The sequence below is a fragment of the Chitinophaga sp. W2I13 genome, from assembly GCF_050434005.1.
Taxonomy (GTDB): Bacteria; Bacteroidota; Bacteroidia; order Chitinophagales; family Chitinophagaceae; genus Chitinophaga.
The window spans coordinates 6,073,979-6,088,014 of record NZ_JBNPWD010000001.1 but is presented as its reverse complement, the minus strand read 5'-3'; the positions used below and the strand labels follow the sequence as shown (position 1 = coordinate 6,088,014).

The following is a 14,036-nucleotide window of genomic DNA, read 5'->3' as shown; positions in this document are numbered from 1 at the left end:
GGTGCTAAAGTGTGAAGCTTTTCTCTGGAATTAGATTATCAATATGTTCCTCGTGTTTCTTTTTCAGCCATTCAATTCTCATCACCTCGTTACTGATTTCCCGGATAGTAGCCTTATCGAAGAAATCCTTCACTTTAATGATTACGTTAAATTCACGGTGTATCTGGGCCAACAGCTTCATGCCATTAAGACTATGGCCTCCCAGGGCAAAAAAGTTGTCTTCCATGCTGATTGTCTCTTTTCCCAACAGCTCCTGCCAGATATGGAGCAATCTTTCCTCTGTTTCATTGGCAGGTGACAGGTAAACATTTGCTGTAATATGTGCAGGTTGCAGGCTTGCCTGAAGACTTTTCCTGTCGATTTTTCCGTTGGGCGTTAACGGAAATGCTGCTACTTGTTCAAAGCGGGCCGGTATCATAAATTCCGGGATCAGGCCGGAAAGATAAGTCCTGATAACCTCCGGATTGATGGGCTGTTTGCTGGTTATATAGGCCACCAAATGTTTATCGGCAGGCTTTCCGGTGGCAACTACTACCGCGATATCAATATCTATATGAGCCTGAAGCAGATTTTCCACTTCTCCCGGTTCTACGCGGTAGCCTCTGATCTTGACCTGATCATCTGCACGGCCCAGGAATCCGATATCTCCATCCGGCATCCACCAACCAACATCTCCCGTTCTATATAAAAGCGATCCCGGGGCGTAAGGATCCGGAATAAATTTTTCTGTTGTGATATCAGGCTTGTTCAGGTAGCCCTGAGCCAGCCCTGCCCCACCGATATATATTTCTCCGGAAACACCTGGCGCACATAACCTGAGTTCATGATCAAGGATCAGCATCCGGGTATTGGCCACAGGTTTCCCAATCAATATTGGTGTATCTTCCTCCAATTCCTTTACAGCACATCCTACCGTAGTTTCTGTAGGGCCATACTCATTATAAATCCGGATGTTTGGATTTATGTTCCTAAGTATTTTCACATGTTCCTGCTTCACTTCTTCTCCTCCAATAATAGCGCACTGCATGGAAGATGACTTAATAGACAGCTCCTTCAGAATATTGATATGGGCAGGTGTTAGTTTGATACTGCGTATAACCGCTTGCTTTACTAAAGCTATGTTGAAAAATTTCCAGCATTTCTTCCTGATGACCATAAATATGTAGGGTAGCACCACTGGTAATTGAACAGAAAATGCTGGTCACCGTCAGGTCGAAAGATGTTGATGTAAACAGACCAAAGTTTGCCGGACACTTGTCTTTGAAATAATAATTATTGGCCCACTGTATATAATTGGCCAGGCTGGCATGTGTAATAGCGCACCCTTTGGGTTGTCCGGAGGAACCAGAGGTGTAAATAACATAGGCCAGGTTCCCGGGGTTACAAAACCGGCGGGATTCCCGCCCTGGTGATTCACCCTGTAGATATTGTTGTATTGTTTCTTCATCTATTACAAGCCTGCAATTTCCATCGTTGATGAGGTACTTTATACGCTCTTCCGGATATGCAGTATCAATTGGAAGATAGGCCGCACCTGCTTTCAGAACGCCCAGTATGGAGATGATAACCCATTGGCTACGTTCCAGTTTCATACCAACCAGATCGCCCTTATCTACTTCGTACTTTTCCGCCAGGTAATCCGCGAATTTATTTGCCTCTTCATTCAGTACCTTATAGGATAAGCTACCTCCGTCAAAGGTGATCGCAGTATGATCCGGTATTTCCATCACCTTTGCTTCAAACATTTCTATCACCGTTGCATAAGGGAAGTTCACTTTTGTATCGTTAAATGTTTCCAGTAGCTGTTGTTTTTCTATGATACTGAAAATATCTACCTCATCACTATTGACAGGCATGTTAGTCGCCAGCTGTTCTATTATGTGTAATAAATGCGACTTTACCTGTAGCATGAGCGATTCCGGATATACGCTGCTGTTATAGTTAAACAACAAATCTGTGGTATCGCCGGGATGAATAGTAAGCGTCAGGTCATAATTGGACCGGTCAAACTCTTCAGAAGACAGGAAACTTAAAGTGCTTGCCAGACTGTTTTTTTCAATATTATCTTTCAGAACAGATGCCACCGGGAAATTTTCGAATACAAGAATATGGTCGAACAGATTTCTTCCCAGTGTTGATTCTGCCTGCACGTCCGCCAATTGTACATAGTGGTGGCTGCTACACTCAGTTGCCAGCTGTTGAGTTCTTTCCAACAATGCAGTGGTGGCTTTATCCTTATCCAAACGAATACGTACCGGTACCGCATTGCTGAACAGGCCTATCATTTCTTCAATGCCTTCCAGACTGGCCGGACGGCCCGAAACAATGGTACCGAATACCACATCCCGTGAATTATTATACCTGCTAAGCAAAATCCCCCATGCGAGCTGGATAAACGTATTTTCTGTAACACCCGCTTCCGCACATACTTTCCTGACAGCCGTCATCAGCTCAGAATGCAACTGTAGCTTTTGTTTGCCACTCCGGTACGCCGCACCATATGTTTTCGTCTTGGGCAATGTGCTTATCGTATCATACCCAGCCAGGTAGCTCCGCCAATAGCGCATCGAGCTTTCCTTATTGATGGTGCCAAGCCATTTTATGTATTCCGCATAGGGATGTACCTTCTTCAGATCAGGTTGCACTCCGGCTTTCAGGCTATCGTACAACTGAAAGAATTCTTTTATAAGAATGCTGATGCACCAACCATCCATAATAATGTGGTGATGACTCCAGATAAATTCATACGTGTCATCTTCCATATCGAGGACTGTTAAACGCATTTGCGAGCCCTTGTTCAGGTTGAAACTCCTCGACCTGTCCTCTTCCTTGAAGCGACTCATAAAGCTTTCCGGATCCCCACTCACCTTTTCCAGGGCGAAGCTTTTATCTGTAATCCGGGTTACCACCTGAAGTATACGGTCATCTAAGTGCTGTATAAAATGTGTTCTTAATATTGCGTGACGTGATATAAGCGCGTAATAACATTGCTCAATGATATCCATATCCAGATGACCTTTCAGACGATAGCTCATCTGCTCAAAATAAGCCGGAGATCCTGGTGACGCTGCCCAGTGATAATATAACCCCTCCTGTAAAGGGCTGAGTGGATAGATATCTTCCAGAGAAATATCCTTTTCCAATTGCATAACCTGATCCACACTTAACCCGTTGTAAGTAAGATCTACCGGTGTGAGCACGGTGGGTCTGTCGACAGACAGCTGATTGATCAGCAGGTCGAGATGATCACGGTAGCTTTTCAGCAACCTGTTCATCGTATCGGCAGTATATTGCTGCTCACTGTACCTGAGAGACATCTGTAAACATCCTTCTACCACCATACCGCTTACCTCCAGCAACACACCCCGCTCTCTGTCAACGGGCGTTTCTTCTCCGTGATAGTCACCCGAAAAAGTAAACAACGAGGTACCATCAGCCGCGTCTACACCTGATCCGAAGTCCCCCAGGTAATTGAAAGTAATCTCCGGTTCAAGCCTATATGGCCGCCGCCCCATATAACGTAGTACTCCATAACCAATCCCCTTCCCGGGTACACGATGCAGCACTTCCTTGACTGAAATCAGTTGACGAACCGGGTCTGCATGATATTGCATATCGAATATCACCGGATAGATAGTGGTAAACCACCCTACCGTACGGGTCACATCCACATCGCCCCCAATCTGTTCCCGACCATGCCCTTCCATGCGCACCGCCACCTCCGTGGCGGCAAAAACCTCATGCACCGCCAGGCTCAGGGCAGTCAGGAGAATATCGTTGATCTCTGTGCTATAGGTTTTATAACAGCGGGTTAACAAGCGTGTAGTCGTATCCGTAGATAGTACAAAGGAACAGGAAGCAATATCCTTTACCTGGTTGCTACCAGTCACATGGTCTACCGGAAGCCCCTTTACCTGCCTGGATGCAATCGCAGACCAGTAAGCTTCTTCTGCCTGCAGCGTTTCACTCACTGCAAATTCCTCCAGCTGTTGTTGCCAGTAATGGAAAGCATCTGTTTTCTGAGGCAGATCTGCATTAACCCCACTGATATATTGCTGATAAAGCGAAGATAGATCCTCGAATATAATACGCCATGATACCCCATCTATCACCAGGTGATGAGCTATCAGTAACAACCGGTCTTTAGCTCCTCCCTGGAACAATGCTACCCGGAACAGCGGGCCTTCTTCAAGGCTCACTCCGGATTGAAGCCGGTTGCAATCGGCCGCAAAGTCAGCATCATTTGTCCACTCATGCACTTCCAGTATATAGCCCTGCTGGCTACCCCTGTTTTCCTGCACCCATCCTGCTGCTGTATGCCGGTAAACCATCCTTAAGGCATCATGATGCAACAGGATGCGGTCCAGTGCCGCTTTCAACCCTGGCACGGATAACCGACCGCTGCTTTCCAGCAATACAGACTGATTATAATGATGCAGCGCAGATCCGGAGGATTCGAAGAACCATTGTTGTATCGGACTCAGAGAAATCTCACCGCTAATGATATCCTGTGAGGCCTGACGGGTAAGGGCTTTCACACAGCCCGACAACTCCGCAATAACCGGGTGTTGCATTACATCCTGGATGTTCAGCGAATAACCCCGTTGTTTCAGGCGGGCTACAATCTGGATAGACTTGATAGAATCTCCTCCCAGCATAAAGAAATCGTCATAAATGCCGATACCCTCTTTTTTAAGCACCTCGCTGAATACAGCAATCAGCTGTAACTCTGTTTCATTACGGCCCGCTGCGTAGATAACATTTGCCGGCCGGGCCATATCTTCAGGAGAGGGCAGTGCTTTCCTGTCTGTTTTTCCATTCACCGTTACCGGGAATTCCGGCAGGGAAATAAAATGATGCGGGATCATATACACGGGTAAATGCGCCCCCAGATAAGCACGGATAGCCTGCTCATCATGAGCACCTCCGGCAATATAGGCCACCAGTTCAGGCGGTCCTTCTTTACCCTGCCAAAGCAACACCACTGCGCCAGTCACACTATCATGCCCTTGCAGCACATGTTCTATTTCACCCGTTTCTATCCGGTAACCACGGATCTTCACCTGTGCATCCAGGCGGCCACTGAATTCAATGTTGCCATCTGGCAACCAGCGCCCTACATCACCGGTCCGGTATAAACGCTGCCCTTCATCAAAAGGATGCGGAATAAACCGTTCTGCTGTCAGCTCCTCCCGGTTTAAATAACCTTGTGCCAAACCTGCTCCTCCAATACAAATTTCTCCATATACACCTATGGGCATCAATGCACGATCCCTTCCCAGAATATATAACTGCGTGTTCGCAATCGGTTTTCCTATAGGAACACTATTGTAGGGAATTTCGTCACCTTTTTCCACGCGGAATACCGTAGCGCATATGCTGGATTCCGCCGGACCATAGGCGTTAAAATAAGTACCGTATTCCAGGAATGCCAGCGCATCACCTTTGATAGCTGCCTCTCCGGCGGTAATCAGCCTGGTGAGACTGCCAATACCAGATAAATTCAACAGCTTTAGATAAGCAGGTGGAATGGTAGCGATGTTAATGGCGTTATCGGCGATATAAGCTTCCAATAATGCGGGATTCCGCTTACTGTCTTCATCAATAATATACAAGGCGCCACCTGTGGACAACATCATAAATATTTCCCATACTGATGCATCAAAGGAAGGAGAAGCAAATTGTAATCCTCTTTCATTATCCTGTATATCGAAAGTAACCCGCTGTGAAAGAATCGTATTCACAATTGCATGATGTTCGATAACAACACCTTTGGGCGTACCGGTAGAACCGGAGGTATAAATTACATAGGCCGCCTGGTTTGCGCTGACCAGCGGTAAGCTGCCAACCAGAGGCTGGGCCATGGTGTCCAGTTGCAGATCGATGGCGATAATCGCGCCGCCGTAATAATCCAGGTTGAAGATATGATCCGTTTCGGTAATCAACACGGGTACAGCAGCATCGTTGATAAGGAAAGATTTCCTTGCCTGCGGATACTCCGGATCAATCGGTACAAAGCAGCAACCTGCCTTCAGGATACCCAGGATGGTGATAATCATTTTTTCCGACCGGTTCAGCATCATCCCAATACGATCCCCAGGTTTCAGTGCATACTGTTGTTGCAGATAACCTGCCAGCCGGTCGGATTGCTCATCCAACTCCCGGTAACTGAGCTGCTTATCCATAAATATAACAGATGCGGCATCCGGAATGCGAATGGCCTGATCGCGGAAAAGACTTATCAGCGTACTTTCTGCAGGATACCTTACAGTAGTATTGTTAAACGTTTTTAATAATAACTGTTGCTCCTCTTTCCCGATATAATCAAGAGATACAACAGCGGCGTCTATGTCATTCAGCACGGCGTTCACAATACCCATCAGATGAGATTTCATACGTTCTATCTGACTGTCTTCGTACACATATTTATTGTAATCAAATTTGATCACAATGCTATCCCGTGCAATAACGGTGATCATCATGTCGTAGTTGGCGCGACCAAAAATACCACTGGATAATACGGAGAGTCCTCTTACACTTTCCATATTTTCCTCCACGGCTTCTACTACCGGATAATTTTCAAACACCAGCATATGATCCATCAGATTCCTTCCCAGGCTGCTGGCGGCCTGTATTTCCGCCAACTGCATGTAGTGATGGTCCGCCCCTTCAATCCACATCTGTTGTACTTCTTTCAGTAAATTCCGGATGCTGGATGTTTTTTTAGGACGTATACGTACCGGTATCGCATTACTGAATAGACCTATCATTTCTTCCATTCCTTCCAGGTGCGCCGGACGCCCTGAAACAACCGTACCAAATACCACATCATCTGTATCGTTATACTTGCCCAGTAATATTCCCCAGACAGTTTGTATGAATGTACTTTCCGTTATGCCGGCAACGGTGCATAATTTTCTGATATCGGTTCTTATATCTCCGCTTATCAACAAACTTTGTTGTGTGCCCCGATACTTTATTTCCGGCGCTTTCACTCTGGGCAGCGTACTCACGGTATCATATCCCGATAGGTAATTACGCCAATAGTTCAGCGTATTGTTACTATTAATGCTATTCAGCCATTTAATGTATCCTGCGTAAGGGTATACCCTACCCAGCTCTGGCGCCACACCGGTTTTTAACCCTTCGTATATCTGGAAAAATTCTTTTACCAAAATACTCACACACCAGCCATCCATGATGATATGGTGATGGCTCCATACAAACTCATACATCTCTTCTCCCATATCAATTACCGTCAACCGCATCTGTGAGCCTTTATGAAGATCAAAACCCCGAAGGCGATCCTGCTCCCTGAATGCTTCCACAAAGCTTTCACCATCTCCTGCCGGTTCCAGAACGGAAAACCCTTCGCTTACTGATCGGGATACCACCTGTAACAGGCGCTCTCCAAAACGTTGCGTAAAATAGGTTCTCATCACCGCATGGCGGGATACAAGCGTATAATAGCTTTGCTTTAATATCGCGATATCCAGCTTACCCTTCAGCCGGTAACTCATCTGTTCAAAATACATAGGGGAACCGGGAGTGGCCAGCCAGTGGTAATACAATCCTTCCTGGAAAGGACTCAGTGTATATACATCCTCCAGCATGGTTTCCCTTTGCAGTTCCATCACCTGCTCTACCTCCAGTTCCTTATAGGTAAGATCAACCGGCGTAAGCGTTGTTACGGTTGCTGCCGACAATTTATCCGTCAACACTTCGAGATGTTGTCTGAATGCAGTTGCCAGTCTGTCTATAGTAGCATGATTAAATTGTTCCCGGCTATAATCAATAGACAGCTTCATTCTTTCATCTGCTATCATGCCGGATACATCCAGCAGCAGATCACGCTCCATGTCCGCAGGTATTTCAACACCGCGGTAAACACCTGAGAAAGTAAAAGCTGAAACGGTTTGCTCTTTATTTAGCACAGCCCCGAAATCGCCCAGATAGTTAAAACCAATCTGTGGCTGTAATTTATATCCCTGTTCTGTCATATAACGCAATACCCCATAACCAATTCCTTTTGACGGTATGCGGTGCAACTTTTCTTTCACTGCAATCAGCTGACGCACCGGATCTTTGTGGTACCGCATATTAAAGACCACAGGATACATGGTTGTAAACCAACCAATAGTACGCGTTACATTTACCTCGTTGCCGATGTCTTCTCTGCCATGACCTTCCAGCCGCACCATAACATCATCTGTTTCAAACACTTCCTGTACAGCAAGGCTCAGCGCGGTCAACAGGATATCATTCATCTCCGCGCCACAGGCTTTATAACAGCTCACCTGCAAACGGCTCGTCATATCCTTGTCCAGCACAAAAGCGCAGGTGTCAATATCTTTTATTTGATTACTGCCCCCCACATTATCCAGCGGTAATCCTGCTACTGCTACCCCTTCAATAGCATCCCAGTAAGGCTGCTCTGACTTCAACACACTGCTCTTCGCATGTTCCTGCAACTGTTGCTGCCAGTATTGGAAACTATCTGTTTTAGCTGGAAGATCAGTAGAGATACCAGCCGCATATTCCTGGTAAAGAGAAGAAAGATCGTCAAGAAGAATACGCCATGATACAGCGTCTATCACCAGGTGATGGGCGACCAGTAACAACCGGTCTTTCCCAGTACCACGAAATAACCCCACCCGGAACAGCGGTCCCTTATCCAGGTCTGCACTGCGCTGAATACGATCACAACACGCGGCAAAAGAGACATCATCTGTCCAGTCAATGATCTCCAGCAGGTATGACTGCTCGCTACCTTTGTTCTCCTGCAGCCAGCCTGTGGCAGTGGAATGATATACCATCCGCAGCGCATCATGATGAAGTAATATCTTATCCAGCGCTGCTTTCAGCGCGGGTACTGCTAAAGGCTCCCTGCTTTCCAGTAATACCGACTGATTATAATGATGCGGCGCTGCAACGGCCGTTTGAAAAAACCATTGTTGAACAGGACTGAGTGGAATGTGACCGGTGACCAGCTCCTGGCTGGCCTCACGACCCAATGTCCTGACGCAGAGAGACAGATCGGCGATCACCGGATGCTGCATCACATCCTGAATCGTGAGGATGAAACCCCGCTGCTTAAGACGGGATACAACCTGTATCGATTTGATTGAATCACCACCCAACATAAAGAAGTCGTCCTGCACACCAACCCCCTGCTTTCTCAGCACTTCTTCATAAACTGCAATCAGCTGTGCTTCTACTTCATTGCGCGCAGCGATATACTCACTTCCGGCTACCGTATTAGTCACTCCCGGAGCAGGCAAGGCTTTACGATCGGCTTTACCGTTAGTCGTCAATGGAATTTCCGGTATCGAAATAAATTGATGCGGGATCATGTAGCCCGGCAGTTGTGTGAGCAGGTAAGCGCGTAGCTGCGGAATGTCGTGAGACTCTCCTGCCAGGTAGGCTACCAGTTCGTTTTCTCCATCCTCACCTGGCCATACTTTGACCACTGCCGCTGAAGTAAATCCTCCCTTTAACAGTGCATGTTCTATTTCTGCTGTTTCAATGCGGTAGCCACGTACCTTCACCTGCTCGTCCGTCCGGCCGGCATATGCTATTTCCCCGTTGGGCTGCCATCTGCCGGTATCTCCTGTTAAATAAAGACGTTCACCCTCCCGGTAAGGGTGAGGAATAAATTTCTCTTCTGTTAATTCTTTGCGGTTCAGATATCCTCTTGCCAACCCCGCACCCCCAATACATATTTCGCCATAAACACCCACCGGTACCAGCGACCGCTGACTATCAAGTATACATATTTCTGCTCCTGCGATCGGCCGCCCTATCAATATCTCCGTGTTCAACTCCAGTTCTTTCACCACACAGCCTACAGTAGCCTCCGTAGGGCCATACTCGTTATACACCTTCATTTCCGGGTTCAACGCTTTCAGCGTGGACACATCATCTGGCATCACTGCTTCGCCGCCCACAATTACACACAAAACACGGGAAGATTCCAACGATAATCCCTTCAGCAAACGTACATGTGAAGGGGTCAGCTTCATACAATCTATCCCGCTGTCTTTCCCGAAGCTGTCACGCAGAATATCTGTCACCGGTTGTTCCTGTCCGTAAATATGTAAGGTAGATCCATTGATCAGCGGGCTGAAAATACTGGTGACTGTCAGGTCGAACGACAACGAAGTAAATAATGCGAAATTGCCTTTCAGCCCATTGCCCAGGTAATGATGACGGGCCCACTGCACATAATGCGACAGGCTGCCATGCGTGATCTCACAACCCTTCGGCATTCCGGTAGATCCTGAGGTATAAAGCACATAAGCCAGGTGGTTCGACTGGGATGTCGTTTGAATGGTATATTGACCTGATTCAGCAATCGTTTCCAGTTGTGCGTCAATAGCAAAAAGACTTCCTTCAAAATAACTGATATCAAAAATGTAATCTGTTTGAGTAATCAGCGCTTTCAGCGCTGCATCCCTCATAATATATTCTTTACGTTTTTCGGGATAAGCCGGATCTATCGGTACGTAAACTGCTCCCGCTTTTAATATTCCCAATATGGCAATGATCATCTTTTCAGACCGGTCTAGCATAATACCGACACTTTCTCCCGGTTTCACCGCGCTCTCATTCGCCAAATAATCAGCCACGCGGTTGGAAGCGTCATTCAATTGCTGATAAGTAAAAGATTCCTGTTGGAACACAACGGCGATGGCGTCAGGAGACAACATTGCATTCTTTTCAAACAAAACATGTACGGGCTGGTAAGGAAATTGCACCTCGTATTCCTCATTAAATGCTGACAATAAAGTCTTTTCCTCACTGGCGGATAGATATTTAAGCTTACTCACCGCTACAAATGGCGCTGCTGTGGCAGCTTCCATCAATTGCAGGAAGTGGGTATACAGCAGCAGAATTGTTTCTTTATTATATATATCTGTGTTGTACTCAACAGACAAATAAATCTCTTTCTCTGTATTGGTGAACATAAAAGTCAGGTCAAATTTACTGACATGATGTTCCTCTTCCTCATATGGCGTTATCTCCAGATCGTTCTGTCCGATCTCTGCATTGATTTTACTTTTGGCTACAGTATCGTGCAGATCTACAAACACATCGAATAGCGGAGCACGGCTCATATCTCTCCTTAGCCTCAACTCATCTACCAGCTGATCAAACGGAAATGCTTCATGACGATAGGCATCAACGGTCACCTGCCTTACTTCCCGGAGCAACTCCGCAAAGGTGCTGTCGCTACTGAACCTTGTTCTAAGCGGGAGAATATTCGTATAGAAACCGATTTGGTTTTCAAGATCTATATTACTTCTGGCGGCCACCGGGCAGCCAATAATAATATCACCCTGTGCGGTATAACGGTATAACAATGCATTAACAACAGCAAGCAATCCCATAAACAATGTATCACCCTGCTGTTGCAAAAACGTCTTGAATTTGTAGGCAAGTTCCGGCTCAATTACACCATAAATAATATCGCCATTGTAGGACTTAACGGCTGGCCGCGGCTTGTCTGCCGGAAGCTGCAGTACGGGAAGCGCTCCGCTGAATTGCTCCAGCCAGTAATTTCGATGTGTTTCAAGTGCTTCTCCTCTCAACTGTTCCTGCTGCCACGCTGCATAATCTTTATACTGAATGCGCAGCGCTGTTAAGTGTACTTCTCTGTTTAATACATGCGCATTGTAAAGGGCAAACAGTTCTTCCACCAAAATACGCATAGACCAGTCGTCACTTATAATATGATGCATGGTGTATATTAACGCGTGTCTGTCATCATCCAGCTGAAACAATACTGCACGTAAAAGCGGGCCCCGGGAAAGATCAAAGCGATGCAGGCTTTCTGCTCTGATAATTTTCTTTATGAGTGCTTCCTTATCTGCTTTATTCCGAAAATCGCTATAAGGGATCTTAAAATTAATATCTTCCGGTGAAAGGATAAACTGACGGATCTCGCCACCGTCCTGCTCACGAAAAACAGTTCTTAAACTTTCATGCCGCGTAATCAGCTGGTTAAATGCGTTCTCCAGTGCATCTCTGTTCAATGCTCCCTTAAGAATATACGCTCCCGGCATATTGTAGGCCATGTTACCATCTTCAAACTGACAAAGTACCCAAAGACGCCTTTGTGCAGAAGACAGCGCATAATGCGGTTGCACTGCTGCGGGCTGAATGGATACATACGAGGTATTCATGGTGGCAACAATAAAAGATGCCTGTTTTCTGATCGTATGTTCCGTGAAGATATCGGCTATCCGGATCGTGATATTGAATTGATTCTGTATCCTCGATACCAGCTGAATAGCGCGGAGGGAGTGACCACCCACACCAAAGAAAGAAATATTTCTACCAATTTTTTTGTACCCGAGAATTTCCTTCCAGAATTCGGACAGCTTTTCCTCTATCTCTCCTTCCGGCGCTTCAAAATCAATACCGCCCATAAGAATATCTTCCGGAACCGGTAGAGCCTTCTTATCTATTTTCCCGTTTACATTCAATGGAAATGCTTCCAGTCGAATAAAGTAAAAAGGAATAATCTGAGCATTGAGTCTGCGGGCTAGCAAGTAGCGGAAATCATCCACACTTTTCTCTATCCCGGTATAATAAGCAATCAGCGAAATAGAATTGTCGTCCGTCCGGTATGGTTTTACCACCGCCTGGTGCACATTATCCAATTCCAGTAGTGCTTTTTCTATTTCTATCAATTCAACACGGATACCATTTACTTTAACCTGGCTATCCAGGCGACCCAGTATTTCAATATGTCCATCGGAAAGATACCGGCCCAGGTCACCTGTTTTATAGACGATGTCTTTATCCTTTTGTGTTAAAGGGTTTTGTACGAAGCATTCCGCGGTAAGTGCTTCATTTTTATAGTATCCCTTGGTAGCGAAGGGTGTTTTGATATATATTTCTCCAATCTCACCCGCGTTACAGATATATCCATCTTTGATAATGGCAATATTGGTATTACTGATAGGACTTCCCACAGGGATGCCCTGAGAAGGATTCTCCGGTACCTGCCCTATTCTGTAGAAGGATTTGATCATGGTCGTTTCAGTGGGGCCATACAAATTCACCAACTGCACATGATCGCCTGCCAGCTTGCGCCATTCCAGGATATCCTTGGCATATAGCATCTCCCCGGCCATCAGCAGGTATTGCAGGTTACTAAGATCATATCGCCGTGCATCCGACCATTGCATTTCTTTTATGAACACCCGGAATAAGGAAGGTACGCAGTGAATAAGCGTGATCTTATTGTCAGATAACCATTGCAGCAGGCTGGCCGGATTTGTTTTTACATCGGCAGGCGGAATAAACAAAGTACCACCTGCAATAAGTGCAACAAAAATATCACGCAGGGAAGCATCAAAAGTGAATTGGGTCAATTGAGAAACCCTTACATCAGCCGTGATACCAAACTCCCCGATTTCCCAATGTATAAAATGACTCAGCCCTGCATGTGCTCCTTCAATACCTTTGGCGTTGCCGGTAGTTCCGGATGTATAAAAGATATAGTTACTATCATCTCCTTCTACCGTTAATGGCGGATTATCTTTCCAGGTCGGCTGTTCTTCAAAAGCCTGTGGTGTAATGCTGCCCTGCTCATATCTATAGATGCTGATATTGTTCTGCCCATCCACTATGATATAGTGCGCGGACGGTATTTCCAGTCGCTGCGCAATAGAAAGGAATGTATCCTGCAGACCGGCATCTATGATGATGATCCCGTTAAACGTATCTTTAAATATCTGCAACAACCGCGCTTCAGCGAAATTGATATCAACAGGCAGATAAATACCTCCGCTTTTGAAAACACCAATCATGGCGGCGATCATCTGTATAGACGGAGGAACCAACACATTTACAATGGTCCCCTTCCCGCATCCGATATGTTTCAGCAAAGCGGATATTCTGTTCGCGAAAATATTCAGGTCGGAATAGGACATTTGCCCATCAGCTGTTTCAATGGCAATATTTGAGGGGTTGGTGTGTACCACTCCTTCAAAAACACTATGAATCAATTTCTTATTCATTTTAAG

General features: G+C 46.0%; 2 protein-coding genes. Both read right to left on the bottom strand.

All coding sequences use genetic code 11. The features are described 5' to 3' along the window. Positions 1–4 precede the first annotated feature (4 nt). Positions 5–1,156 (bottom strand): non-ribosomal peptide synthetase, encoded by a 1,152-nt coding sequence (locus tag QFZ48_RS24875; RefSeq protein WP_429064221.1) that lies wholly within the window; start codon positions 1,154–1,156, stop codon positions 5–7. After that, positions 1,038–14,030 carry an amino acid adenylation domain-containing protein gene (locus tag QFZ48_RS24870; protein WP_429064219.1) on the bottom strand — a complete coding sequence of 4,331 codons (12,993 nt, stop codon included), beginning with the start codon at positions 14,028–14,030 and terminating at the stop codon, positions 1,038–1,040. Before QFZ48_RS24870 ends, QFZ48_RS24875 begins: the two co-directional genes overlap by 119 nt. Between the last annotated feature and the right edge of the window lie 6 nt (positions 14,031–14,036).